Here is a 23608-nt window from a genome sequence, read left to right on the forward strand (position 1 = left end):
AGTGGGATTATGAATTATACATTTATAGGGGATATACATTCTGCCGCAGATGATTTAGAAGTATTGCTGCAAGCTCAAGATATACAGGGGAGTCGGTTGATATTTCTAGGTGATTATATTGATGGTGTGTCGACACGTACTGGGACTCACACTACGGATAGCTTGGAGCCATTGAAGGTACTAGATATTGTGATGGATAGGGTGCGACATTATGAGGATGTTGCACTTTTGGGTAATCACGATGATTTCTGGTTGCAAACCGCCTATGGTGATGATTTAAGCTATCAAACTTGGCGACTTAATGGTGGTGCGAATACTTGGAGTCAACTAGGCATCCATTCTAACAGCCCAATTATCGTCACCGACGCCTTGAATCAACAACCGTTAGCTCGTTATACAAAATTTTTAGCGCAATTACCATTAAGCTGGTCGACGGCGTCTTTATTAGCTGTCCATGCTGGGATCGATTGGAATTTTCCAGTAGATCAACAAGTTCGTGATGACATGATGTGGATTCGCGACGACTATTATTTTGATAAAACTAAAAATTTTCACCCAAATAAAATTGGTCGCATTATGGTTACTGGTCATACGCCCGTTCAATCAATCAAAAATGACGGGTATGGTTTTCTCAAAATGCAGGCTGACCCGCAAGATACGCCACGTTATTTGATCGATGCTGGTAGTCGATCGGGGGCGGCAAATGGGGGCATATTTGCCCTAACGCTCTCAGAAACGGGGGACGTGTTGGCGAAAAATTGGGTGATTAAGCAACAACTACTTGATGGTAATCTACCACATCTGTATGACTAGTCATATCTTTAATGGCTGTCATTTTCGGTCATCCATTCATAGAAATAAGGTGATTTTTGCTTATCGACGGTGCCATCGGGATTAAGATAAACGCGTTCCACTGGTAGTCCTCGAATGGCTTCTTTCCAATCTTTAGCTGTTGGTCGTTTAGCTTGGGGTGTTTTCTGCGCTTCTTTTGGCATAATGATCACTCCGTTCAATGGTTATGGGTTAGTCTAATCGAGTAACTTAGCAATTACAACTTATCGATCCCTTGAATATCCTTAAGTTAAGCGGTTGCATTCCTCAAAAAACTTCGATAGAGTAAAAGGTATAAACTTTTAAATTAGAGGGGTAAGCATATGTATAAAATGATCGTCTGTGATCTTGACGAAACACTGATGAACGATGACGGGAGCTTGTCGGCTGAAAATGCGGCGGCAATTCAAGCAGCGACGGCCAAAGGAGTCTACTTTGTGGCGAACTCTGGCCGTAGTTATACCTCGTTTCAAGATAATTTAGCCGAAATGCATTTACGAGATAAAAAGGATCAATATTCAATCTCTTATAATGGGGGATTAATTTTAGAAAATGCGGGTAATCGTCCGATTGCGGTTAATGCGATGCCATTTGACCTCGCTAAAGGTGTTTTTGAAGTGGGCGCCGATGATGCGGAAGCGGCGACGCATGTTTACACGCAAGATAAACTGTTTATTTACAATCCCATTCCTGATGATTCAGCCTATTTACGTAACCGCGGGGTTGAGTTCACCACGATTACTGATGACAACTTTGACCAATTTAAAGATTTAAATGTGATGAAAGTCATTATGGCGTTACCAACGGTGGCTAAACGCAAAGCGATGAAAGCGGCAGTTGAAAAAGTGGTTGATCCAAGTCAGCTTGCCGTGACATTTTCGTCTGGTCGGTACGTTGAATTTAATCAAGCCGGCGTCGACAAAGGGTCCGCTTCAGTCCAATTAGGTCAACTTCTGGGCATTCAACCTAGTGAAATTATTGCGGCTGGTGACAACAGCAACGACTTACCAATGTTAAATGCGGTTGGCCTTCCAGTTAGCGTGGCTAATGGGATTGAGAGTGTTAAAGCCGCGGCCAAATACGTCACTGAAGCCGACAACAATCACGCGGCAATTGCGGAAATTATCAATAAGTTTGTTTTGTAAACAATACTATCGGCAAGTTGTAACTTTCTCCGTTTGGATAATTGGTTTTGCAAGTGTTATGATGTTAGGTGGAATGTAGTGGACGCTACAACTTTTGCCGGTGAACGGGTACTGGCAACTATCAGCGAATGGAGGAACGCGCAATGAGTGCGATTCGAGATGATTTAGCTAAGGCAATTAAAGGGAAGCAACTCGTTGAGATCTATTCTAAGGGGACCAACGAACAATTTAGTGTCGGCTATATCTTGCAACAAGACGATAAATTCGTTTTAGTCGAAGCCATTAATGTTGACGGTGAGTTAGATGGGATTGTCGTATTCCGCAAAGCATCACTGGCAAAAATCGTGACGGGTACTGATTATTTGAAGAGTATGGCGACCATTGTGAGTTTGGCTCAACAACGGGGCTACTTTGATGTTTGGAACACTGAACATTTAGTGATGAAGTTCTTGAAGAAGGATCACCAGCATTCACTCTTAAAGTCGATGTTAAAGTTAGCTTTTAAGAAAGATCAAGTGATTCAGTTATCTGGGCGCATTAAAAAGCATGGCGATACGTATACTGGTTTTATTCATAGTGAACATAAGAAATATATCGAGTTTAACTATGTTGATACGTTCGATTTAAGCAAACGCCCACAAATTGCGGTCCGTTATGCGGAAATTGATGAAGCCAGTTTCCATAATTTTGAAACCTTTAATATTACTGCGGTGATTGAAAGTTATATGCCCGGTGATTTCCATTAAACTAATTGAGTTTAGGACAATGTCCTGAGCTCTTTTTTTGTGTGTCAACACTCTTAAAAATTATTAAGTTTCCAACATAAAATATACAAACCGTTGCTTGTTCGATACAATAGGACTATTGAACTATCGGTATTCTGGGGAGGGGCGCAATCATCGTTTACGTGACTTGGTATATTGCCGCGTTTGATCATTGGTATTCCGTCATGTTGGTTTTTCTATTGCAGATCATCACGAACCGTGAACTACGGCAACGCGCCGTATATCTGACGGTTGTGCTGATGGCTGTGTTCTTGACAGCGACGTATATGCTTTATGATAATTATTCGGATATCGCGACGTTTATTGTGAATTTAGGTTTACTGGTCTTCGTCCGTGACAAAAAGTTCTTTATCGTCACAAGTTTGACGGCGACACTAGCCTACATTTTATTTAGTTTTTTTGGAAATTATGCCACCGAGACTATTTTTGCCTTACTGCACCTGAGCTTGGGTGCTTGGAGTGGCTGGCTGTTTGAAATTATTGGTGAAATTGTGGTAACAGCTTGCATGTTGACAGTTGCCATTGGTTTTCAACTATTACGAAAACGACATGCAAAACAATTTAGTGATGATGTGACCTTAAACGTGATTATGAGCGCCCTGATTGTGGCGGCAATTGCGTATTTTTCCGTAGCCGCGGCGGCGGACAACTATAATATTGGTCACGGCTTCTTAGGCATCTTGATGATTATTTTGATTGCGGTGCTACTCATTAATGGTGGAACATTCATTTACTTGTTTTACAGCTATACGATGCGGGTACAAGCACACCGGCAAGCTTTGGAACGTCATCAGTATGATATTTATGTGCGCAATTTGGAAAATAGCTATCAAAACTTGCGTAAGTTCCGTCATGATTATCAAAATATTTTGTTATCGTTAGGCGAATATATTCATGACGTTGACGATGCAGAATTGAAACAATATTTTGCTAAAGTGGTGCAACGCTCGGATCAAAGCTTGATGCGTGATTTTGGTCACTTTGATCATTTGGAACAAATTAAAGACAAATCGTTAAAAGCGATTATTCAAGATAAGTTTTCAGTGGCGCGTCAGGGTGGCGTTACCGTGCAATTAGAGGCATCGTCGGTGGTACCTGAGTTAGACATTGATCCAATTACCTTGGCGCGAGTGAGTGGAATTTTACTCGATAATGCCATTGAAGCGGTCACCGGGCAACCTGGTGGTCAAATTGCGGTTGCCGTGGTAAAGTACCCGCAAATGGTGGAATCGAAGTTGCCAATTCATTGGCAACTTCGATTGATCGACTTGATGAGTTACTGGTGGCTGGTCATACGTCGAAAGGCGCGGGACATGGACAAGGTTTAGCAACGGTTCGCGAATTGTTAGATCCGTTACCAAATGTGACTTACGAAGTGAGTGCGCGCGATCGGTTTGAGTTTATTATTAGTATTGAAAGTGAGTGAGGGAATTGTGTTAAAGGCCTTTGTTGTTGAAGATGATCCCGAACAATTAGCGACTTTAAAACAGATCATTAGTAATCATATCATGATTAATGCGTTTGACATGGACTTGACATTGGCAACTGGTAAAGCGCAAGCCTTGTTGGACTATTTGCAAGCCCATCCAGGTGTGGAAGGGCTGTACTTCTTAGATATTGAATATACCGGACAAGCGTTAAATGGCTTGGAACTTGCAACCAAGATTCGAGAACAAGATGTGAATGCCAAAATTGTTTTTGTCTCGACTCATTCGGAGATGGCGTTTTTGACGTTTGAACGACGCATCGAACCATTGGACTTTGTGGTTAAGGATCTTGGCCATACGGTGGTCAAAGATAAGGTTGAAAAAGATATTCGGATTGCCTATGAACGCTACACCAAGCAAGGGGTCACCAATAAAGCGATGTTTTCGTATTCTAAAGGTGGCCAGTTGTTTAATATTCCGCTGGAACAAGTCTTGTTTATCGAAACGGGAGCTGTTCGAAATAAATTAGTCTTGCATCTGGCTGATCGTATCGTGCAATACAACGGCAAGATCAGTGATGAGACGGTGGCACATCCAGAATTGTTTCGTGTGCATAAAAGCTTCTTGGTCAATCCTAGCTCGCTAGTTCGGGTCGATAAGCAAGCCCAAATGGGTTATTTTGCTAATGGTGAAACGGTTGATATCGCTGTCCGTAAGATGCATGATTTAACGTCTTTGATTAAGAAATCGCAGTTAGCGGTGAAAGTTAATTAGCAAAAATGAACAATCATGTAACAAAATCGTTAAGTTTAATAAAATTAAGTTAACGTTGGTGCAAGCATCTTGATGCTTTGCACCTTTTTTATTTTGGCCGGACATTCAGCGCTATGATAAGACTATCGAAATAAACGGTCGTGGGGGCCGGATATTGATGGGGGAGACGTTAATGAAGCAATTTTGGTCGCTAACATTGATGATTCTCGCCGGATGCTTATTAATTCTAGGTTCAGAGTATAGTTTGCAAGGTGATTATCGTCATTATCGACATCGGGTCGTGGCTAAGTTGGATTACAATGCGGCCAATCAACAAGCAACCGTTAAAGGTCGGACGAAACATGGGGTTGTCGTCACCTTGCGAACGGGCCGCAAAATCCATCAAGTCATTTCGAATAAACAAGATGGCCGTTTCGTGACGCAGTTTTCCGTCAAAGGTCATCGCCAAATCAAAGTACAAGTTCCCGGTGTGAAAACCACCGTTTTAACGGTACCGGTAGCGTCAAAGCGTTAGGTTCAATTAGGTCACTAAAATATTATTAGGTGGATCATGACCAGTGGTGATGATCCTTTTTGTGTTGGCAACTAAGAATTGAAAAATAGGTATGCTAAATCGGCGCCCTCGCAGTGTTCCGGCTCAAGGTGGGCGGCAGGTGGCATTCATCATCGGCTAGGCTTTGCTAAAAAAACGTTAAGCTTCGACTTGAGATCTAGGTGTTTATACGGAAAGAGCGTATCGTTGAGGTAGTTTGAAGAGGGAGTGGTGAACAGTGCAATGGTTGTAATTGGGCTCATTTTAATTGTTGGTCTGATTGGCACGGTGATCCTTCGATTTCGTTACCATTATCGGTTATCGATGGGGGCGATGACGGAGACGGCGTTTGCGTGTTCGTTATTAAATATCGGGGTTTTTCTATTTTTTGTTTTATTGGCACAACTTTCAGGCCCCGCATTTGCGGCTGGGCATTTTTATTATCCAGTATACTGTTTATTGCAGGGCGGATTAATTCCCTTTATTGGGATGGTTTTAGCCATTATTGGAATGGTTCGAGAAAAAGGGCTCATGAATTGGTGGTTGTTGCAATTTAATGGCCTGTTTTTGATTTTTGATATTATGCTTGTTTGGTTTGGTGGCTACGCCCATTAATCACTCAGGTGAAGCGCATGGCGAATGGCTGCAAAAAATTGGCGTCCACTAGTAACGACGGTCTGATCAACTCGGATAGTCGTTTTTTTGTTGCGATCAAATCTTTCTTTCTTGGGAAGGTCCAAGGTTAATTTAATAGTTTGGACGTCTTGTTGCGGTAGTGTGACGTAGACGTTAATATTAGTGCTGGTCATTGGCCGAGCTTCGACACTAGTCCCTAAAAGCGTGGTGAGTGCTGGCTCTAGTTCGGCAGCATCGGTAGCTGTGAAATGTGTTTTTTCGCCATTATTTAAACGGATAATCATAAAATTAATCATATTAACTGCTTGCAAATAAGCCGACCGATCAGGAATGGTAGAGTTGGTATCAAGATTGGCTTGTTTGAAAGGTCGCTGATTTAACATACATAGGCGAACAATCGCGAAGACCAAGATAATAACGATTAAACTGATGGTTACAGGGTTGATTAGTATCATGATGAGGCTACTCCTTGTGTAAATGAGACATGATCGTTCGTCAAATCTTGAAATTGGTATATGTATAAAAATTCGACTTATCGGCCTGAGTCACTAGGCTGAATCATTAAGACTAGCGTATCATATTTTGTACAATAATGCCTGAATATCAGCATGAAAAAACTTATAATTTTCAAAAAACAATCAAAAAACGATTTCGTAAACGATTTTGATCAGAAAAATGGTCTAACTTATATTGAGCGATAAAAAAACCGTTAACGCGAGGGTTAACGGTTTTTAGTCAGCTAATCGGTGATTAATTCTTTAGGATGATCAGCCGTCGCAACGAGTTGATTAATCGTTTCAATCATTGTGTCGCGTTGATCCAAATCATCATCACATTCAAAGAATGCCCCTAATTCCATAGCAAGAATATCTTTACCAGTGTCCATGTACCGGTAATCGTAGCTGTTAATGTGGTAATGTTTAGCATCAGGCATTTGAATAATCACACTACCCTCAGCCGGTTTCCCTTTGGAGTCTTTGTCGGTAAATTCAATCGCCATGATATAAGGTGTGCTACCACTTCGATCGCTAATCGCATGGGCTGCGTTATGGGCAATATCTGTTAATTTCATTAGTTCACCTCAAAAAAGTATGCCCGCAAAATGGACAGTTTTAGTTTAGACAATAAGTTAAGTATACCGCATCTAATAACTCTTTTTTTGAATTTATAGGTTTGAAATAGGATCGCGATAAAACAAAAAATGACTCTACCGCTTAGTAGCAGTAGGGCCAAAGAGTTAGGTTTAAGTACAATATGGGGGATTGTACTTACTCGTCCATCCACTTTGGGGGAGTAAAATGAACAAGTGTATAATTATTAGGTACAAGGATATAATATTATACAATTGTGAAGATTTTGTGAAGATTTGCCCGAAATCAGTAAAAATATGGTTTTATTTTTAAAAATGTATATTGATTTATAATAAATGTAGATTACTTATTAGATAATAATTGTACTAAATTAGTGGAAAAATCGGTTTTTTAATTCCCCGTTATTGACTTTCAACGTAAAAATCTTGATACTAAGGGTATGTTAAGCAGAGAAGTGGGGGGTAACCATGAAAAAAGAATGGATTGCGGCGTTAACAATAGCCGTTGGTGTCAGTGGCGGCCTAATGGTAGCGCCATCAATCAACGGTCAAGCAGCGACTGCTACCTTATCAGATAAGATTGCACCACGAGTTAAAGCAACGAGTAATAAAAAAGCCGTTTCTAAAAGTAAAACTGAAGTTATTGATATTGTTTTAAAATCACGTAACAGCACGGCTTTAAGTAAATATAGTTATGCAACAGTTAATCCTAAATCTGCCAGTTACCATCAATATTTAACGCCAAGTGCGTTTGGACAGAAGTATGGGCAAACGACGCAAACGTTAACGACGATTAAGTCTTATTTAAAGAAGCATCATTTGAGTTATAAAGTTTACGGTGGTAATTTAGTGATCCGGGCGAGTGGTAAAGTTAGTAACATCAATAAAGCATTCGGTGTCACTTTAGTTAAGGTGAAGGTCAAAGGTAAAACGTACCAAACACATACAAAAAAAGCGAAGTTGCCAAGTAGCTTTAAGGGCAAGATCAGTGCCGTCCTTGGTTTATCAAGCTATGGGAAGTACAAATCGAATTTAACAACGACTGCTCATGCCACTAAAGGTCAATTGAATACGGGCCAATCGACGAAGCCACAAAAATTTGCGAAAGCTTACCAGTTAGATAAATTATACGAAAAAGGATTGACTGGGAAGGGTCAACGAATTGCTATTTTGTCGTTTGCCAATTTCCATCCGGCTGATGCGGCTTATTATTGGCAAAAAGAAGGCATTCCAGCAAGTCAAAGCAATATCACCCGGTACAATATTGATGGTGGCGCTAGTTGGACAGGCTACAATGAAACCACGCTAGATGTCGAACAGGCTGGTTCGGTTGCACCTGATGCGGCCTTAGACGTTTATTTAGCACCACAAACGGACACCGGTATGATTAATGCGTTAGCAACGATTATTGCGAAAAATAATGCGGCGCAATTGACGACCAGTTGGGGTCAAAGTGAAGGGGCCTTGTTATCGGCTATTAGTCAAGGGGCCGAAACGAGTGCTTATGCGAAAGCCTTTAATGCGTTATTTCAACAAGCAGCGGTGCAAGGGATCTCAACTTTTGCGGCGACTGGTGATAACGGTGCTTATGACAGCATTTTAGATAATGCTGGCAGTTATCGGACCGATAAAACCGTTGATTTTCCAGCCGATTCAGCCTATGTTACTGCGCTAGGCGGGACCACCTTACCATTTAGTGCCAGTTATACGTTAAATGGGAGCAAGGTCAAAGTTAATGTGAAAAATGAACGGGCTTGGGGATCTGACTATCTCTACAATCGCTTTGACAAGAGTTATTACAGCAATTATCAAGATCGGATTGATGATTATTTTGCTGGTGGTGGCGGTGGTTTTAGTCGGTTGAATAAAACCACACCAGCTTTCCAACGAGCGCTGATTGGACAAGGGGTTAATACGTTTGCGGCTGTTAATCTTTGGCAACTCAGTAATGAGACCTTAACGCGGACGAGTAAAACAACGACTACCACTGGAACCGGCACTGGTCGAAATGTGCCAGATTTGGCCTTTAACGCTGATCCTAATACGGGTTATGACTTGTATATGAGTTCAGCCAAAAAGGTTGGTAAATCACCAAAATGGTATACGTCTGGTGGGACTAGCGTTGTGTCACCACAAGTGGCTGCCGCTAATGCGGTGATGAACAGTGGGTTGACGACTCGGATTGGTTATTGGAATCCGCAAATTTATCGCTTAGCCCAAACCAAGACATCACCGTTTACACCATTAACGTCGAAGACGGATAATACGAACTTGTATTATACTGGTCAACCGGGCAAGCTATACAATCAAGCTACGGGGCTAGGAACGGCTAATTTTGAAACATTATTTGAACAGTTAAAATAGATTTTTAGAAAAACGTACCGATTTTTCGGGGCGTTTTTTGTTTGCCCATAATTCACATGAGTGAACAGGCGCGTTTTGAGAACGGTTGCGCTAAAATAAAAATGAGAGGTGAGGAGAATGATGCAGGCGGTTGATCGGGGGTTGAGTTGGTTATGGCGCGTAGGACTCACAGTGATGTTAATCATGGGAATTCTAGTGCCACCATTGTTATTACAATTAATTAATGAACTAACGGCTAATGGGGCGAGTTGGTGGTGGCGAGCGGCCGTGACGGTGGCCTATTTCGGGGTCTTCTGGGTCGTCAGCTATCTGGCTTATCGAATCTATCGTCATTATGCTGGTTTTTGGCGGTGGCCTAAACTCACCAAACACGATGTTTATGTTGTGATTGGTGGCTATTTATTAATCATTGGCTGTGAGAGTATTTTTCAATTATGCAACCAATTGTTATATCAACAAAATGAAACCCAAAATAACGTTGCGATTGAGGCCTTAATGAGCGGTAGTACGTTAGCCTTATGGTTACAAGCCATCAGCGCTATTTTTTTAACGCCAATTATGGAGGAACTGGTCTTTCGAGGCGTTTTGACAACCTTATTTTGGCGCCAAAATTGGTTGAAAGTCTTATTGAGTGGCCTAGTCTTTGGCAGCCTACATACGACAAATACGATTCCGAGTTTCCTGATTTATTTTACAATGGGACTGGTATTAGCAGGTGTTTATCTGTGGACTGGAAAATTACAGACTTCGATTGGGTTACATTTTTTGATTAATTTAGGTGCCATGAGCCTAATCTTGCTAACAGAATGGTCATAAAAAAAGACGCCGAGTGATCGGCGTCTTTTAGTTACCCTACAATTTGGGGCCTTGATAGTCAACTTTTTTAGGATCGGCATTTTTAATTCGTTCAGCCGCAAATTTAACGGTTTCACGAGTGGCATTATAAGTTTGTTCGTCCATGCCAAGGAGACTCATACATTCATTGACGTGCGAAAAAATCGTAGGTTTGGCGTCAATTGCTTTTTGAGAGAGCGAAATATTGACCTGCCGTTCATCGGCTGCATCGCGTTTGCGTTCAACCCAACCTTGAGTTTGCATGCGTTTTAATAGTGGGGTCAATGTCCCACTATCGAGGTTCACATGTGAGCCGAGTTCGCGGACCGTCATTGGACTGTTTTCCCAGAGTGCTAACAAGGTGATGTATTGTGGGTAAGTTAGCTTAAATGGTGCTAATGCTTCGGCATAGAAATGATTAAATCGTTTATTAGCCGTGTATAAAGCAAAACATAATTGTTCGTCCAGTAAAATGTTTTTATTTGAGGATGCCATCGGATCAACTCCTTTTTATATTCTAGTATATTGTACGCAATTAATTAGTTGTTTGCAATATATATTATTGTGGGTAATTGAAAATAACTACAATTTTATGAAAAAGGTTAGACATTTAGCCATCATAATGCCGCATTCGCTAGCTAAAAAAGTGATTTTGTGACCTGAAATGGCTTAGATAGTGAAGGACTGTAAATCGTTGTGGTGATAAGAAAGTAACCGCTTGATCTTATGAAGAGGTAAGCTTTTTTAAATGATTTTCTTGAGTTGATCATTTATTTTTTAAATTAAGTTAAAATTTTAGATTAGTGAGCGATATTTGCGCTTGGTAGGGCTTTCCAGTAAAATTAAGTTAAACTAAATTTTGTCGGGGGTATCTAAAAATGTTTATGACAACCGGTGATCTTCAACGGTCACATATGATTAAAACGGTCGTTTCGGCGACTGAACATACCATGTTTGAATCAGACGCTATTGATCAATTTGAAGGGTTCGATGATTTAATTGACAAGGTTAAAGCTGATTTGATGCAAAAAGCTGCGGCCAATGATGGCGATGGTTTGATTTACGTGAACTTTAATACTGAAGTAGTCCGGATGAGTGTCGCGCCACGTTTTCTAGTGGTGACTGGCTATGGGACGGTTGTCAAACTCGCTTAGTGAAGCCAATGGTTAGCGTGCAAGGGTTAGAGGTGATAATCTAGGTGTAAAGTCGAAGTGAGGGATGACGATGACTAAATCAACGACTGATAAGTCGAAGCAACCGGAAAAATTACCGAGTCGAGCAGAGGTTAAAGCCAAGCTAAAAGCCGCTTTACACAGTCCAAAATTCCGGCAAAAAATGGCTCAAGCAACGAAGAAGTAGTGTTAACCCAGAAAAAGGTTTATTTTTAGGTCGCTTTTCGCTATAATTGATATTGTTGTTGAGTAACATTGCCCTAGTGGCGGAACTGGCAGACGCGCAGCGTTCAGGTCGCTGTATTGGCAACAATGTACAGGTTCGAATCCTGCCTGGGGCATAAACAATATCTTTCAATAAAACGAGCATTTCGTTAAACCATCGTTTAACGAATGCTCGTTTTTGTGTTATTTGAAAGTGGCAATCATTTTAAGTAATCAATGACCCAATGGCCTTTTTTAGACAGCTTATACCAATTGTAGACAGGGACTTCTTGACTGCCGTAATTGTAAAGCCAGTATTGAGATCGATAAAAATGGGTGTGGGCTTTTAAGACAACTTTGTTTTGTTCGGTTGGTTTAACGGTTGAAATCAATTTGTGACCACTACGCCAGGTATTATAACGATAGAGGTAAGTATCGTTAGTGTTCATAAAATAATGTTTTTTCTTGTAGATAATTTCATAGATCTTTTTATTGACTGTTCTTCTAGCAGTAAATGAGTGGCGCTGATCGATTACTTTGCCGGTATCGGAATACTGTTTTTTAGCATTTTGGGCGGTTTTATAAAGCTCCATATAATCGTAATGGCCGTAGATAAACCCTTGATGAAACGTTGTTCTTGAAAAGGTATTAGCGGTGGTCGCCTTGTAATGCCAAGTCTTGGCTGATGCCGACGACGAAGCCAAGGCTAAAATAGCGATAATCGTACTGATTATTAATAAAATACGGCGTATACGCATCGTTAGTCTCCTCCTAAAAAATGAGTTGATAACATCAGTATATCAAAGTATAAGGCTGGATAATGTATGATTTGTGTAAAAATAATTAGCACAATTTTTACAAGTGATGTGACTAGTAAATGGGCGTGACAGTAACTATATTATGGTTGTACACAACTAAAATGGCGGAGAAATTTTGATGAATCGATTAAAGGCACTGCATGATGATGTGAAAACGAGTTATGAGCACGGCGACTATCAAACGGCCACTCAAGCTTATCAAGATTGGCAACGGATGACAGCAGATGACCAGCACCTACGCGATGACGACCCAAAAGATGACTATCAACGTGGTTATCAGGGGCCAAACAGGATTATCAGACGCAACACAAGTTTCAAAACTTTTCAACAAATTTGATTAATCTAGTTAACTTATTGTCACGAAATCAAGCTATCGAAGTTAGTAAGTTTATTGATGGTTATGAGGCTTATCGAAGTGAGATCAACCAAGAGTCTTAATTTGAATTTAATTTTATAATCGCTAATATAGAAGCCTAAGACAACGTTTATGGAATTTTGAAAAAAGTGTTGACAATTAACTCATGAAGTTTTAATGTTAGTGACAACTTAAATATTCGTCCATGAAACCGATGAAGTGGAGATCAAGATAATGATGCCCGTAAAGAGAGTCGCCGTTGCTGAGAGTGCGATCGAACGCAAATTATTAAATGGACCACTGAGGGCGCGATTAACCAACTGGAGTAGCTCCAGTTCAAGTACCTCGTGACGTAAAGGGAAGCGTCAATTCCCGGGAATGTGTTAGCATTCTGCTAAGCTGGGACGATTATGGGGTGTGGTCTAAGCTTTTTTAGCGCACGCTTAAATAATCGACCAAACAAGGTGGCACCGCGGAAAATCCGTCCTTGACTAAATCATTAGTCATGGGCGGATTTTTTTGATTAGGAGGAATTTGAGATGGGTAAAAACCGATGGCAACGCGTTGACTTGATGTGACGAACAATTAGTCAAGGAGGCGCAGTACATGCAACCAACATTATCAACTTTAACCACCTTTCAAGCCCATTACCCGTACGTGCCGGTAATGGTCAAACAACAGCTTGCTGAATTCGATGCGGTCAAGCTAACGGCTTATTTGCGACAACGGGGGACCAGTGGTGCTTTAACGATTCAACACCAACAAACGATTAGTTATTTTAACGACACTACCGTTGCCCATTTAACAGCGACATCGATGCAACTAACGAGTGAATTTAGTGATGGTCATACGACCATACAACCTGATATTAACGCCGGGTTACAGACTTTGTTAACGGCCTATCAAACGCCACGGATTGCGGGTTTACCACCATTTACGGGCGGGTTGCTAGGCTACTTCAGTTATGAATACGCGCAAAGGTTAGTCCCACATTTAACATTTAAAAATGCGAATCCGCATAAGTTGCCATTACTGGATTTGGTGTTAACGACCCGCGTAATATTTTATGATCATCAGCATCATGAAATTGGATTGACGCAATTAATACCAACAACCAACTTAGCAACTGCTTATGAAGCAGCGGCGCAGCAATTACCAAAACGGTTAGCAGAAATCATGGCGATTTTCGCCACACCTGCTGAACCCTTACCACCGCTGCGGTTAACGAGCGCATTAAAGAATCGGCAAACCCAAGCGCATTATGCGACTAAAGTAGACCAGATTCGACAACATATTGTTGCAGGTGATATTTTCCAACTGATTTATGCTAACCCACAAGTGGCGACGATGACGGGATCTCTATTACCGGTTTACGCAAACTTACCGGCAACTAGCCCGTATCAATTTTATTATCAACATGGTGATTTTGAAACCGTCGTTGCATCACCCGAAACGCTGGTGACCAAGCAAGGAACCCAAATTGCCACATATCCGTTAGCCGGGACACGGCGTCGGGGACGGGATGCCGCAGAAGACGCTAAGTTGGCTCATGAATTGACGACCAATCCGAAAGAAATTGCTGAGCACAATATGTTAGTGGATCTAGGACGCAATGACTTAGGGCGGGTTGCTAAATTCAAAAGTGTGCGGGTCACGAATTTACGCCAACTATTGAAATTTTCACAAGTGATGCACTTGGGATCACGAGTCGCCGCTGAAGTTGACGAGCAAGTCACGGCGTTACAAACGTTGGCAGCGACCTTTCCGGCTGGCACATTATCTGGGGCACCGAAAGTTCGCGCGATGGAATTAATTGATGAGTTTGAAACTGAAACGCGGGGCATTTATGGTGGCTGCTTTGGTTATCTGGATTGTAATGGCGATTTAGATATGGCGATCGGCATTCGACTGGCCTACCGGCAACGTGAACATCTGGTTATTCCAGCAGGTGCTGGGATTGTTGCTGACAGTATTGGGACGCAAGAATTTAAGGAATGTCAAAATAAAGAACGGGCGTTGGCACAAACCGTCACCCAAGTAGCGGAGGTTGCACATGGACTTACTCATTGATAACTATGATAGTTTTTCGTATAACTTGTACCAATTGTTGGGCAGTTTAAACCCCGATGTCCGGGTGATTCGCAATGATGAATTGACAGTTGCTGAAATTATGGCGCTGCATCCGCAACACCTTATTTTATCTCCAGGACCGGGCCGACCAGTTGAGGCTGGGGTGAGTTTAGCGGTTGTGAAAGCTTGCGCTGGTAAAGTACCTATTCTTGGTGTGTGCATGGGTCACGAAGTTTTGGTTGAAGCTTTTGGTGGTCAATTACAAGCGGCGCCAACCTTGATGCATGGCAAAACGTCATTGATACGTGTTCAAGCAACCAAGTTGTTTAATCAATGCCCGGGACAATTTCAGGCGGCACGTTACCATTCTTTGATTGCAGACCTAGCCGCATTACCAGCGAACTTTAACGTAACGGCAACGACGGCTGACGGTGAAATCATGGCGATTGAAGATTCAGCACGTCAGCTCTATGGGGTGCAATTTCATCCAGAGTCGATCATGACTGATCCTACAGCCGGCCGCCAAATCGTTCGCAACTTTTTACAACTGACGCATACCCGTTATGCATTAACGGCTTAATTGAAAGGGAGTTTTTTTAATGATTACAAAAGCAATTGCGCAAGTTGTTGCGCACGAAGATTTAGATTTTGAAACAAGCCAAGCGGTGATCACTGAAATTATGCAAGGAAAAGCGACGGATGCCCAAATTGCCAGTTTTTTAACCGCGTTAGCGATCAAAAAAGCAACGGTTGCGGAAATTACTGGGGCCGCTACGGCGATGCGTGATCAAGCCTTACCATTTAAAACCACAACGGATACGGTTGAGATTGTGGGGACGGGTGGTGATCATTCCAACTCATTTAATATTTCAACGACAGCAGCGATTGTTGTGGCCGCAGCTGGCATCCCTGTCACCAAACACGGTAATCGGGCAGCATCTTCTAAGAGTGGCGCTGCTGATGTTTTAGAGGCCTTAGGTGTGAAAATTGATGTCACACCAGCCCAGAGCTTGGCGATGCTTAACCAGCTTAACTTAGCGTTTATGTATGCTCGTGAATATCATCAAGCGATGAAATACGTTGCGCCAGCTCGCACGCAAATTAGAATTCCAACGTTATTTAACATTTTAGGCCCGTTAGCCAATCCAGCCCATGCCTCGATGCAGGTGTTGGGAGTCTATGACAGCGAGCTAATGATGCCACTAGCTCAAGTTTTACAGCATTTAGGCGTCAAAGCAGCTTTGGTGGTTCATAGTCAAGATGGGTTGGATGAAATTTCCGCGGCGGCCCCAACTGACGTCGTTGAACTACGCGACGGTCAACTAACACAGTATACAATCACGCCAGAACAATTTGGCTTAACTCGTTGCCAGCCAGCTGATCTCGTCGGTGGTAGTGCACAAGACAATGCCCAAATTACGCGAGATATTTTGACTGGCAAACATGGGGCTCCACGCGATGTGGTCTTGATGAATGCCGCTGCCGCCATTTACTTAGCCCGTCCGGCTTTGACGTTAACACAAGCGTTTCAAATGGCACAAGCCACGATTGACAGTGGTCGGGCTGCGCAAAAATTACAAGCGTTTGTTCAGCTGAGTCAGGCGGTGGTTGCGTGATTTTAGATGATCTCGTTGCTGCAACAACTGCCCGAGTGAACGCTGCACAACAGCAACAATCCTTGGCCGAGTTGAAAGTACAAGTGGCGACAATGCCCACGCCAGTTTCATTTTTGACCGTGCTTCGACAACCGGGACTACAAGTTATTGGTGAAGTCAAACAGGCATCGCCGTCAAAGGGACAGATTGTGACGACCTTTGAACCTGAAAAAATTGCCCAAGCTTATCAACAAGCCGGTGTCGCCGCGATTTCAGTGCTCACCGAACCGAGTTACTTTCATGGCAGCTTAGCGATCCTCAAGCAGGTTGCGGCAACTGTCGAGACGCCAGTCTTATGTAAAGATTTCATTATTGAGTCCTATCAGATTTATCAAGCTAAACTGGCTGGGGCTAGTGCGATTTTACTCATTGTGGCGATTTTGACGCCCAAACAATTGCGAGCTTACTTAGCCTTAGCTCACCAATTAGGCTTAACAGCCTTGGTTGAGGCGCATAGTGCGAGTGAAATCAAGCAGGCGCTAGCAGTTGGTGCGCAAGTCATTGGCGTGAATAATCGGAATTTGAAGGATTTCACAGTCGATTTAAATAATAGTATTCAATTACGGTCAGCGGTGCCAGCCGACGTGGTATTTGTCGCTGAAAGTGGTATTAAAACCGCCGCTGATGTGGCTCGCCTAACAGCGGCAAAAGTCGATGCCGTCTTAATCGGTGAAACCTTGATGCGGGCACCTGACAAAGCGGCCCAGTTACGAGCATTAAACTTAGGACGTGATCAAATTGCCACGAATTAAACTGTGCGGGTTGCGGCGGTTGGTTGATATTGATTATGCCAACCAAGTACAACCAGACTTAGTCGGTGTCGTCTTTGCACCCGAGAGTTTCCGGGCTGTCACTGGTGACCAAGCGCAACGATTGCGACAACGACTAGACGCAAAAATTCCCATGGTTGGTGTTTTTACCACCACACCATTAGCGCGAATTATGACGCTAGTGCAAGCTGGCATTATTCAACAAGTTCAACTGCATGGTCCAATCAATGATGACCGAGTCACGGCGTTACAAGCGGCCAAAATACCGGTTATGCAAGCAGTTACGCCAGTCAATGCCACTCAGAGTCAAGCCAACACGGTCTTGCTTGACAATGTGAATCCGGGCAGTGGTCAACCGCTTGCTTGGTCAGCGATAGCTCGACCGAAACGACCGTTCTTTTTAGCTGGGGGGTTAACCCCTGATAATGTCACTAATGCCATTCAAGTGTTACAACCAGCGGGTGTCGATGTCTCAAGTGGGATTGAAACTGCTGGCGTGAAAGATTTCAAAAAAATACAAGCTTTTATGAGGAGTGTTCGCAATGTCAACAACAACTAATCCTGAAATGACCATGACTAAAGCCGGTCGCTACGGTGATTTTGGCGGTCAATATGTCCCTGAAACGTTAATGCCAGAACTCATTCGGTTAGATAATGCCTTTCAACACTATCAACACGATGCCGATTTTCAAGCCGAGCTAACTGATTTACTCAATAATTATGCGAATCGGCCATCTTTGTTATCTTATGCTAAGCGCATGTCCGCTGATCTAGGCGGTGCCCAAATTTATTTCAAGCGCGAAGACTTAAACCATACGGGTGCCCACAAAATCAATAACGTGTTAGGGCAGGCCTTATTAGCCAAACGAATGGGAAAGACGCGGTTGATTGCTGAAACCGGTGCGGGCCAACATGGTGTGGCAACCGCAACAATTGCCGCGTTGTTCGGCATGGACTGTGAAATCTATATGGGCAAAATGGATACCGATCGGCAAGCTTTAAATGTGTATCGAATGGAACTCTTGGGCGCCAAGGTTCATCCGGTCACGACCGGATCGATGGTGCTAAAAGATGCGATTAATGCGGCATTACAAGCATGGACGCAACGTTGTGACGATACGGCCTATATTATGGGTTCTGCAACTGGCCCGCATCCATTCCCAACTATGGTTCGGACGTTCCAAAGCGTGATTAGTGAAGAAGCCCGAAAGCAAAGTCTTGAGCTGATTGGTCATTTACCAGATGCTGTGGTTGCCTGTGTCGGTGGTGGGAGTAATGCCATTGGGAGTTTTGCCAACTTTATTGATGATCCTGATGTCCAACTGATTGGTTGCGAAGCAGCAGGTAAAGGGGTCACAACGCCATTGACAGCTGCAACAATTGAATGCGGCCGCACTGGGATTTTCCATGGCATGAAGTCGATCTTTTTACAAGATGCCGATGGTCAAATCTCACCCGTCTACTCGATTTCAGCTGGCTTAGATTATCCAGGTGTTGGTCCCGAACATGCTCGATTAGCTGAAACCGGGCGCGCCCAATATGTTGGGGTGACGGATGATGAAGCGGTAGATGCATTTGAATATTTGGCGAAAACGGAAGGCATTATTTGTGCAATTGAAAGTGCACATGCCGTGGCTTATGTGCAAAAATTAGCACCAACGATGCGACCGGATCAAACGATTATTTGTACGTTATCTGGTCGGGGTGATAAAGATGTCGCAGCGATCGCGAAATATCGAGGGGTGACTTTAAATGAAGACTAAACTAACACAAGCATTTCGAAATCATAAAGCATTAATCAGCTTTGTGGTTGCTGGTGATCCAGATTTTAAGCAAACGGTTGACCATGTCGTGGCGCTGGCTGAAGCCGGTTGTGATATTGTCGAATTGGGGATTCCGTTTTCTGATCCCGTGGCGGATGGCCCGGAAATTCAGGCCGCTGATTTGCGAGCGTTTGACTCAAAGACAACGCCTGAGCGGGTATTTGAAATGGTTGCGGCGATTCGCGAACAGACAGATATCTCGTTAGTCTTTTTAACGTATGCTAATTTGGTCTATCAATACGGCTATGTGGCCTTTGCTAAACGGTGTGCGGCTTTGCGAGTTAGCGGCTTAATTATTCCAGATTTACCTTTGGAAGAACAAGGGGAATTACGACCAGCCTTGGTGGCGCAAAATGTGGCGTTGATTCCATTAATCGCGCCAACCACAACGCCTGATCGAATTGCAGCGATTGCCAAGGCTGCGACCGGATTTATTTATGTGGTGTCGTCAATGGGCGTTACCGGGATGCGGCAAAGCTTAACGACGGATTTAACACCTTTAATCACGGCTATTCGCGCGGAAACGGATACCCCGATTGCAATTGGTTTTGGGATTCATACGCCTGAACAGGCTCAGAAGATGGCCGAACAGGCAGACGGAGTAATTGTTGGGAGTGCGATGGTTCACGAAATTGCGTCACAACAAGATGTCGTGGCAAAGTTAACGACTTATACGCATGAGTTGCGACAAGCAGTTGATAGCGTGGCAAATTAACTGAAAATTGGTGGCGGTTTGATGTGATCACTGAAACTTTTTTACGGTAACCCCTAAAAAAGTCAGGCCAACTGGTGTATACTATTATCTGTTGGTTCAAACCAATACAATGGCGGTATTGGCGAAGTGGTTAACGCACCGGATTGTGGCTCCGGCACGCGTGGGTTCGATTCCCACATACCGCCCTAAATGATAAAAGCACGTTCATGACTAGTTTTGCTGGTCGTGAACGTGTTTTTTTGATTAACAATCTAAAGGTGAGAGATGTTTTATTAGCAATAACCGTTGATTGAAAGTAGACGAGCTTGCTATTGCCGTTTGCCCACCTTGAGCTGGAACGCTGTGGGATGGACTGGTCCAGCCAAAAAGCGGTCTGACCCATCGTTTTGAACCACCAACCCCGTGTGTTTCAAAAACGCCAGACTCTAAGCGATAAATCGCTAAGAGCCCCCACAGTCGGCAGAATTACTGGCTGACGTAGGTGGCTCATTTAGCATAGCTAACTCTTAATTAATGATATTGATAAGCAGCACTTTTACTTCGATAGTAAGTGCTAGGGTAACCGGCAGTCGAGATTTTTAAACTGGATCGGCTGTGTTTAGTCTGTTTAGTTAGTACCATGGAATCACTTGCTGGTTTTAAAATACCGTATTGCGTGCCGTAAAAGGATACCTTTTTTGAAGAATGAATAATGACCATGAATCGTTTGCCATGAAGATTGGCGCCAATTTGTGGGCGCTGGTGAGCACGGTAAATCGTTTCTTTGATGCCGTGTTTGGTTATTTGGGCTTTTTTATATTGGGTCTTACTATCATAGCAATACCAAGTATGCCGAAATGTAGCGGGAACCGTCCGTGTGTATCGGGCAGCTTGCGCCGATTGACTTCCAGCTAATAGCGCTAGCCCAAGTGTTAAGCCAAGAATTGACTGTTTTAAATTCATTAAATTTACGGCTAAAGTAAATGCTAAAATTAATCATAGCATTAAAAAATCCCAGTCAACTGTTCTAAGGTGACTGGGATTTTGATTATGAAGTAAGTTGTTTAGTCGTGATCCGACCATCTGGATAGACAAAGTAGCTTTGTAGCAGGTGACCGCGCTGACCATTGCTTAATTGATGATAAGCATCGACTTGATAATAGTGACGACCGCGACCATCTTGATTGATCGTCGGGACAGCATGAATAAGTTGCTGTTTCGGATCATTCAACACTTGTTTCACTGCAGCGGCTGCATTGGTTGCACTTGTAATGTGATCATTATCAGCCTGATACTGCTGACCAGATTTTTTAGCGGCACTGGTATCTTGTGCTTTATCTTGTGCGGCTTGACTTTGTCGCCGATTTTCAGCGGCAATCTGGTCGGTTTTATGTTGAGAAATTGTCGGTTCCGCGGCCGCACAGCCACCAAGCAAGAAACTAAGTCCAACGATACTGATTAATAAAGGTTTCATTGATTTTGAGACTCCTGAGCCAACGTTGGGTAAGTTGCCCCCTGAATGGTTTGATAATCGACGTAGGCCATGACTAGAATACTTGCCACTAATAATGTTGCTAAAATTAAATTTTTCATGTGATTAACCTCGTTTATTTCCAATTAGGCACCCAAATAACCCGATCAATTTGGTCTGGGGTAATGGTTAGATGTTGTCCAGCTTCTGAGCCAGCTTCTACTGAAAGCACATAACTTACCGGTTCAGCTTCGACGGTCACGATCGAACCGCGTTGACCAGTTGTTGTATCAACCAAACTGTAGAGTGGAATTTTATCATTGGCAATATCTAATTCATACAGCGTAAATTGTAGAAAGTAAGACTTACGACCGGTTTTAATTTGTAGTGGAGTATCGGTTGAGCCGTAATCCGCTAATTGTCGATGTTGGGCATTCGGATCGTTCATATATTGTAAATCATCGACAGCATCGATGGCCATTTTCCATTGTCCACCCATTAGTCGTGTCTTTGAAGATAAAGTCATGACGGAGTTGGCATAAATATCAATGACATTGAAGGCTTCGTTGACTTGTTTTTTAGGTAAATAACCAATAACGTAGCCATGATCAGCGACTTTTAATTCGACTCGCACAGCACGTTTGGCGCCATCGACTTCCTCAACTAATTGAATTTCGCCGATATTATCATCGCTGTCAACTTGATACTTTTTGGCATATAAGTAGTCAGCTTTGAGACCAGCATCGTTATAATTGGCATAAGGTCTAAAGTAGCCTCGATGAATCGCATCCTGTAATGCCGCTTCAAATTCTTTTTGATAATAGTCGAGGCCGACGACATAAGAGCGGAAAATGGCACGCGAATTCGCATCGATTCGATGTTTTTGTGGCGCTTGCACTGGTTTAGGCACCGTTTGTCGCAGTTTACTTTTAATGGTGTCATTCGTTGTTTGCAGTGCCGTCAGTGAAGCCGCCTGATCTTGGTTAACCAAGGTTTGTTGGACTAGCCGTGTGCGAATATCTTTTAGTAGGGCAGCCTGTTCCGCCTGGGCTTGTTTACGCCGATGATTGTGGACTAAACTAAGCCACAAGCTAATGATAAGGATAAGACAAAGTAGCATTAGGCCGAATAATAGCAAATACAAATTCATACAGATTCACTCCAAATAATTGCAAAATTAAAGGTTATGTAACCGGTTGATTGGCTAGTTAGACTTGTCAACCGTTAGTCAAATAAGGTAATATGAGTCGAATGCAGTTTTCAAGTTTAGATTATAAGAAACGGCGGCGAAAGCAGTGCAGCAAATTAAACGCATTTATTGGCGGTATCGTTATTTTTGGAAATATGCCATTTTTGGTTTCTTAGCCGCCCTCGTGAATGTCATTGCCTTTTGGGTCTTACATTCCGTGATGTTAGAGCACTATTTGTTTTCGAATACGATTGCGTGGATCTTAGCGACCTTGTTTAGTTTCTTTACCAACAAAGCGGTTGTCTTTCAATCGAAATCCAGCAGCTTTTGGCATTGGTGTCGCGAGTTTGGGATCTTTATGATCACTCGCGGTCTATCGTATTTCTTTGATACGTTCTTAATGTTTGTCGGAATTTCCATATTTATGTGGGCGCCGATGTTGGTAAAAATTCTAGATCAAGTTTTGGTTGGTATTTTTAACTATGGGACATCACGACTGATCTTTATGGAACATAATCAGAAAATGTTGATGCGCCAACAAATTTTGAAACGATTTAATAAGTAAGCGGGGTCGCCAAGTTGGCGGCGCCGTTTTTTAAATGTTTGTGACTAAGTATAGCACGCCACTGACTAACAATGTTAGTACGATGCCGCTGACTAGTAGGGTAATTAGCTTGGGTGTTAAATGGCTGTCTTGTTGGCGGGCGAAGGCCAGTTCAATCAAGCCAATCGTGACGAGACTGCAACCTGCTTTTAAAATAGTCAGGCCAGTTGCGGTTGTTAAAGATCGTGTGCTTAAGTAGACGCCGGTAATAATAAAGGCCAGATAGCCTAACCGACTTAAAATTAAATAGCGGTTGGCACTTTTGGCGAACTGGCGGGTGAGACCAAGCCCCACCATCAATAGTAACCAGACACCACTCAATACGTGTAAAAATAAAACCAAAAAAAACGCCTCCAATTAGCAGC

General features: G+C 42.9%; 30 protein-coding genes and 2 tRNA genes. 22 read left to right on the plus strand and 10 right to left on the minus strand.

Annotation, left to right across the window (positions count from 1 at the left end; translation table 11 throughout):
* The first annotated feature begins 9 nt into the window (after positions 1 to 9).
* Complete coding sequence (locus tag FFM84_RS00410) at positions 10 to 813, plus strand: metallophosphoesterase (RefSeq protein WP_130846057.1); 804 nt, start codon at positions 10 to 12, stop codon at positions 811 to 813.
* A gap of 8 nt (positions 814 to 821) precedes the next feature.
* On the opposite strand, the gene FFM84_RS00415 is transcribed toward FFM84_RS00410, so the two are convergent.
* Positions 822 to 995 carry an AbrB family transcriptional regulator gene (locus FFM84_RS00415; protein ID WP_130846056.1) on the minus strand — a complete coding sequence of 58 codons (174 nt, stop codon included), beginning with the start codon at positions 993 to 995 and terminating at the stop codon, positions 822 to 824.
* A 159-nt stretch (positions 996 to 1154) separates the two neighbouring features.
* On the opposite strand from FFM84_RS00415, the gene FFM84_RS00420 reads away from it, so the two are divergent.
* From FFM84_RS00420 to FFM84_RS00445, 6 genes are all read left to right on the plus strand, one after another.
* Positions 1155 to 1976 (plus strand): Cof-type HAD-IIB family hydrolase, encoded by an 822-nt coding sequence (locus tag FFM84_RS00420; protein WP_130846055.1) that lies wholly within the window; start codon positions 1155 to 1157, stop codon positions 1974 to 1976.
* A gap of 143 nt (positions 1977 to 2119) precedes the next feature.
* Complete coding sequence (locus tag FFM84_RS00425) at positions 2120 to 2722, plus strand: hypothetical protein (protein ID WP_130846054.1); 603 nt, start codon at positions 2120 to 2122, stop codon at positions 2720 to 2722.
* A 161-nt stretch (positions 2723 to 2883) separates the two neighbouring features.
* The gene (locus FFM84_RS00430) at positions 2884 to 4089 is read left to right on the plus strand and encodes a sensor histidine kinase family protein (RefSeq protein WP_225428138.1); all 1206 of its coding nucleotides are present in this window, start codon (positions 2884 to 2886) and stop codon (positions 4087 to 4089) included.
* A 66-nt stretch (positions 4090 to 4155) separates the two neighbouring features.
* Positions 4156 to 4962, plus strand: a complete 807-nt coding sequence (locus FFM84_RS00435; RefSeq protein ID WP_225424586.1) for a response regulator transcription factor — start codon at positions 4156 to 4158, stop codon at positions 4960 to 4962.
* A gap of 172 nt (positions 4963 to 5134) precedes the next feature.
* The gene (locus tag FFM84_RS00440; protein WP_130846053.1) at positions 5135 to 5476 is read left to right on the plus strand and encodes a hypothetical protein; all 342 of its coding nucleotides are present in this window, start codon (positions 5135 to 5137) and stop codon (positions 5474 to 5476) included.
* Positions 5477 to 5737: 261 nt separating this feature from the next.
* On the plus strand, positions 5738 to 6109 hold the full coding sequence (locus FFM84_RS00445; RefSeq protein WP_130846052.1) for a hypothetical protein: 372 nt from the start codon (positions 5738 to 5740) through the stop codon (positions 6107 to 6109).
* Here FFM84_RS00445 and FFM84_RS00450 read toward each other — a convergent pair.
* Positions 6106 to 6585: a hypothetical protein gene (locus FFM84_RS00450; protein WP_130846051.1), complete on the minus strand. Its 480-nt coding sequence runs from the start codon at positions 6583 to 6585 to the stop codon at positions 6106 to 6108. The two genes, FFM84_RS00445 and FFM84_RS00450, sit on opposite strands and share 4 nt — an antisense overlap.
* A gap of 284 nt (positions 6586 to 6869) precedes the next feature.
* The gene (locus FFM84_RS00455) at positions 6870 to 7202 is read right to left on the minus strand and encodes a hypothetical protein (protein WP_130846050.1); all 333 of its coding nucleotides are present in this window, start codon (positions 7200 to 7202) and stop codon (positions 6870 to 6872) included.
* A 486-nt stretch (positions 7203 to 7688) separates the two neighbouring features.
* On the opposite strand from FFM84_RS00455, the gene FFM84_RS00460 reads away from it, so the two are divergent.
* On the plus strand, positions 7689 to 9584 hold the full coding sequence (locus FFM84_RS00460) for a S53 family peptidase (protein ID WP_130846049.1): 1896 nt from the start codon (positions 7689 to 7691) through the stop codon (positions 9582 to 9584).
* 117 nt (positions 9585 to 9701) lie between these two features.
* Positions 9702 to 10400, plus strand: coding sequence for a CPBP family intramembrane glutamic endopeptidase (locus tag FFM84_RS00465; RefSeq protein ID WP_225425328.1), 699 nt, complete (start codon positions 9702 to 9704; stop codon positions 10398 to 10400).
* 36 nt (positions 10401 to 10436) lie between these two features.
* Here the strand turns inward: FFM84_RS00465 and FFM84_RS00470 are convergent, their stop codons facing one another.
* Positions 10437 to 10913, minus strand: coding sequence for a MarR family winged helix-turn-helix transcriptional regulator (locus tag FFM84_RS00470; RefSeq protein ID WP_130846048.1), 477 nt, complete (start codon positions 10911 to 10913; stop codon positions 10437 to 10439).
* Between the two features lie 383 nt (positions 10914 to 11296).
* Here FFM84_RS00470 and FFM84_RS00475 point away from each other — a divergent pair, with 383 nt between their 5' ends.
* The 3 genes from FFM84_RS00475 (at position 11297) to FFM84_RS00480 (ending at position 11931) form a co-directional block, all read left to right on the plus strand.
* Positions 11297 to 11572 carry a hypothetical protein gene (locus FFM84_RS00475; RefSeq protein WP_130846047.1) on the plus strand — a complete coding sequence of 92 codons (276 nt, stop codon included), beginning with the start codon at positions 11297 to 11299 and terminating at the stop codon, positions 11570 to 11572.
* Between the two features lie 70 nt (positions 11573 to 11642).
* On the plus strand, positions 11643 to 11777 hold the full coding sequence (locus FFM84_RS16370; RefSeq protein WP_263854322.1) for a hypothetical protein: 135 nt from the start codon (positions 11643 to 11645) through the stop codon (positions 11775 to 11777).
* Between the two features lie 70 nt (positions 11778 to 11847).
* Positions 11848 to 11931, plus strand: a tRNA-Leu gene (locus tag FFM84_RS00480).
* An 84-nt stretch (positions 11932 to 12015) separates the two neighbouring features.
* Here FFM84_RS00480 and FFM84_RS00485 read toward each other — a convergent pair.
* Positions 12016 to 12552, minus strand: a complete 537-nt coding sequence (locus tag FFM84_RS00485; protein ID WP_130846046.1) for a hypothetical protein — start codon at positions 12550 to 12552, stop codon at positions 12016 to 12018.
* 178 nt (positions 12553 to 12730) lie between these two features.
* On the opposite strand from FFM84_RS00485, the gene FFM84_RS00490 reads away from it, so the two are divergent.
* The 9 genes from FFM84_RS00490 to FFM84_RS00530 all read left to right on the plus strand — a co-directional run bounded on the left by FFM84_RS00490 (position 12731) and on the right by FFM84_RS00530 (position 20185).
* The gene (locus FFM84_RS00490; protein WP_130846045.1) at positions 12731 to 12949 is read left to right on the plus strand and encodes a hypothetical protein; all 219 of its coding nucleotides are present in this window, start codon (positions 12731 to 12733) and stop codon (positions 12947 to 12949) included.
* Positions 12950 to 13573: 624 nt separating this feature from the next.
* A complete protein-coding gene (locus FFM84_RS00495; RefSeq protein WP_130846044.1) occupies positions 13574 to 15037 on the plus strand; it encodes an anthranilate synthase component I family protein in 1464 nt (487 codons plus the stop codon).
* Positions 15021 to 15617 carry an anthranilate synthase component II gene (locus FFM84_RS00500; protein ID WP_130846043.1) on the plus strand — a complete coding sequence of 199 codons (597 nt, stop codon included), beginning with the start codon at positions 15021 to 15023 and terminating at the stop codon, positions 15615 to 15617. Before FFM84_RS00495 ends, FFM84_RS00500 begins: the two co-directional genes overlap by 17 nt.
* A gap of 19 nt (positions 15618 to 15636) precedes the next feature.
* On the plus strand, positions 15637 to 16653 hold the full coding sequence (gene trpD / locus FFM84_RS00505; RefSeq protein ID WP_130846042.1) for an anthranilate phosphoribosyltransferase: 1017 nt from the start codon (positions 15637 to 15639) through the stop codon (positions 16651 to 16653).
* Complete coding sequence (trpC, locus tag FFM84_RS00510) at positions 16650 to 17444, plus strand: indole-3-glycerol phosphate synthase TrpC (protein ID WP_130846041.1); 795 nt, start codon at positions 16650 to 16652, stop codon at positions 17442 to 17444. Before trpD ends, trpC begins: the two co-directional genes overlap by 4 nt.
* Positions 17431 to 18021: a phosphoribosylanthranilate isomerase gene (locus FFM84_RS00515; RefSeq protein ID WP_130846040.1), complete on the plus strand. Its 591-nt coding sequence runs from the start codon at positions 17431 to 17433 to the stop codon at positions 18019 to 18021. The genes trpC and FFM84_RS00515 overlap by 14 nt, the downstream gene beginning before the upstream one ends.
* Positions 18005 to 19225: a tryptophan synthase subunit beta gene (gene trpB, locus FFM84_RS00520; RefSeq protein ID WP_165444304.1), complete on the plus strand. Its 1221-nt coding sequence runs from the start codon at positions 18005 to 18007 to the stop codon at positions 19223 to 19225. The genes FFM84_RS00515 and trpB overlap by 17 nt, the downstream gene beginning before the upstream one ends.
* Entirely contained in the window at positions 19215 to 20000 is a 786-nt protein-coding gene (gene trpA / locus FFM84_RS00525) for a tryptophan synthase subunit alpha (RefSeq protein ID WP_130846039.1), read from the plus strand. The genes trpB and trpA overlap by 11 nt, the downstream gene beginning before the upstream one ends.
* 112 nt (positions 20001 to 20112) lie before the next feature.
* Positions 20113 to 20185, plus strand: a tRNA-His gene (locus FFM84_RS00530).
* Between the two features lie 325 nt (positions 20186 to 20510).
* Here FFM84_RS00530 and FFM84_RS00535 read toward each other — a convergent pair.
* From FFM84_RS00535 to FFM84_RS00545, 4 genes are all read right to left on the minus strand, one after another.
* Complete coding sequence (locus tag FFM84_RS00535; protein WP_130846038.1) at positions 20511 to 20942, minus strand: hypothetical protein; 432 nt, start codon at positions 20940 to 20942, stop codon at positions 20511 to 20513.
* A gap of 85 nt (positions 20943 to 21027) precedes the next feature.
* Positions 21028 to 21453, minus strand: coding sequence for a hypothetical protein (locus FFM84_RS00540; RefSeq protein ID WP_130846037.1), 426 nt, complete (start codon positions 21451 to 21453; stop codon positions 21028 to 21030).
* The gene (locus FFM84_RS16375; protein ID WP_263854421.1) at positions 21450 to 21572 is read right to left on the minus strand and encodes a hypothetical protein; all 123 of its coding nucleotides are present in this window, start codon (positions 21570 to 21572) and stop codon (positions 21450 to 21452) included. The genes FFM84_RS00540 and FFM84_RS16375 overlap by 4 nt, the downstream gene beginning before the upstream one ends.
* A gap of 14 nt (positions 21573 to 21586) precedes the next feature.
* The gene (locus FFM84_RS00545) at positions 21587 to 22600 is read right to left on the minus strand and encodes a hypothetical protein (protein WP_130846036.1); all 1014 of its coding nucleotides are present in this window, start codon (positions 22598 to 22600) and stop codon (positions 21587 to 21589) included.
* Between the two features lie 145 nt (positions 22601 to 22745).
* On the opposite strand from FFM84_RS00545, the gene FFM84_RS00550 reads away from it, so the two are divergent.
* Positions 22746 to 23204: a GtrA family protein gene (locus FFM84_RS00550; RefSeq protein ID WP_130846035.1), complete on the plus strand. Its 459-nt coding sequence runs from the start codon at positions 22746 to 22748 to the stop codon at positions 23202 to 23204.
* 30 nt (positions 23205 to 23234) lie between these two features.
* Here FFM84_RS00550 and FFM84_RS00555 read toward each other — a convergent pair whose 3' ends face one another.
* Complete coding sequence (locus FFM84_RS00555; RefSeq protein ID WP_130846034.1) at positions 23235 to 23585, minus strand: DUF1516 family protein; 351 nt, start codon at positions 23583 to 23585, stop codon at positions 23235 to 23237.
* Between the last annotated feature and the right edge of the window lie 23 nt (positions 23586 to 23608).

Origin of the sequence: Lactiplantibacillus mudanjiangensis, assembly GCF_005405385.1 — a bacterium.
Lineage (GTDB): Bacteria > Bacillota > Bacilli > Lactobacillales > Lactobacillaceae > Lactiplantibacillus > Lactiplantibacillus mudanjiangensis.

Coding starts and splice junctions, on each gene's coding strand:
- FFM84_RS00470 (WP_130846048.1), bottom strand. CDS start 10,913: ATGGCATCCTCAAATAAAAACATTTTACTGGACGAACAATTATGTTTT.
- FFM84_RS00535 (WP_130846038.1), bottom strand. CDS start 20,942: ATGAATTTAAAACAGTCAATTCTTGGCTTAACACTTGGGCTAGCGCTA.
- FFM84_RS00495 (WP_130846044.1), top strand. CDS start 13,574: ATGCAACCAACATTATCAACTTTAACCACCTTTCAAGCCCATTACCCG.
- FFM84_RS00410 (WP_130846057.1), top strand. CDS start 10: ATGAATTATACATTTATAGGGGATATACATTCTGCCGCAGATGATTTA.
- FFM84_RS00490 (WP_130846045.1), top strand. CDS start 12,731: ATGAATCGATTAAAGGCACTGCATGATGATGTGAAAACGAGTTATGAG.
- FFM84_RS00425 (WP_130846054.1), top strand. CDS start 2,120: ATGAGTGCGATTCGAGATGATTTAGCTAAGGCAATTAAAGGGAAGCAA.
- FFM84_RS00420 (WP_130846055.1), top strand. CDS start 1,155: ATGTATAAAATGATCGTCTGTGATCTTGACGAAACACTGATGAACGAT.
- FFM84_RS00540 (WP_130846037.1), bottom strand. CDS start 21,453: ATGAAACCTTTATTAATCAGTATCGTTGGACTTAGTTTCTTGCTTGGT.
- FFM84_RS00415 (WP_130846056.1), bottom strand. CDS start 995: ATGCCAAAAGAAGCGCAGAAAACACCCCAAGCTAAACGACCAACAGCT.
- FFM84_RS16370 (WP_263854322.1), top strand. CDS start 11,643: ATGACTAAATCAACGACTGATAAGTCGAAGCAACCGGAAAAATTACCG.
- FFM84_RS00475 (WP_130846047.1), top strand. CDS start 11,297: ATGTTTATGACAACCGGTGATCTTCAACGGTCACATATGATTAAAACG.
- trpA (WP_130846039.1), top strand. CDS start 19,215: ATGAAGACTAAACTAACACAAGCATTTCGAAATCATAAAGCATTAATC.
- FFM84_RS00545 (WP_130846036.1), bottom strand. CDS start 22,600: ATGAATTTGTATTTGCTATTATTCGGCCTAATGCTACTTTGTCTTATC.
- trpD (WP_130846042.1), top strand. CDS start 15,637: ATGATTACAAAAGCAATTGCGCAAGTTGTTGCGCACGAAGATTTAGAT.
- FFM84_RS00445 (WP_130846052.1), top strand. CDS start 5,738: ATGGTTGTAATTGGGCTCATTTTAATTGTTGGTCTGATTGGCACGGTG.
- FFM84_RS00460 (WP_130846049.1), top strand. CDS start 7,689: ATGAAAAAAGAATGGATTGCGGCGTTAACAATAGCCGTTGGTGTCAGT.
- FFM84_RS00450 (WP_130846051.1), bottom strand. CDS start 6,585: ATGATACTAATCAACCCTGTAACCATCAGTTTAATCGTTATTATCTTG.
- FFM84_RS00440 (WP_130846053.1), top strand. CDS start 5,135: ATGAAGCAATTTTGGTCGCTAACATTGATGATTCTCGCCGGATGCTTA.
- FFM84_RS00455 (WP_130846050.1), bottom strand. CDS start 7,202: ATGAAATTAACAGATATTGCCCATAACGCAGCCCATGCGATTAGCGAT.
- FFM84_RS16375 (WP_263854421.1), bottom strand. CDS start 21,572: ATGAAAAATTTAATTTTAGCAACATTATTAGTGGCAAGTATTCTAGTC.
- FFM84_RS00465 (WP_225425328.1), top strand. CDS start 9,702: ATGATGCAGGCGGTTGATCGGGGGTTGAGTTGGTTATGGCGCGTAGGA.
- FFM84_RS00500 (WP_130846043.1), top strand. CDS start 15,021: ATGGACTTACTCATTGATAACTATGATAGTTTTTCGTATAACTTGTAC.
- trpB (WP_165444304.1), top strand. CDS start 18,005: ATGTCAACAACAACTAATCCTGAAATGACCATGACTAAAGCCGGTCGC.
- FFM84_RS00485 (WP_130846046.1), bottom strand. CDS start 12,552: ATGCGTATACGCCGTATTTTATTAATAATCAGTACGATTATCGCTATT.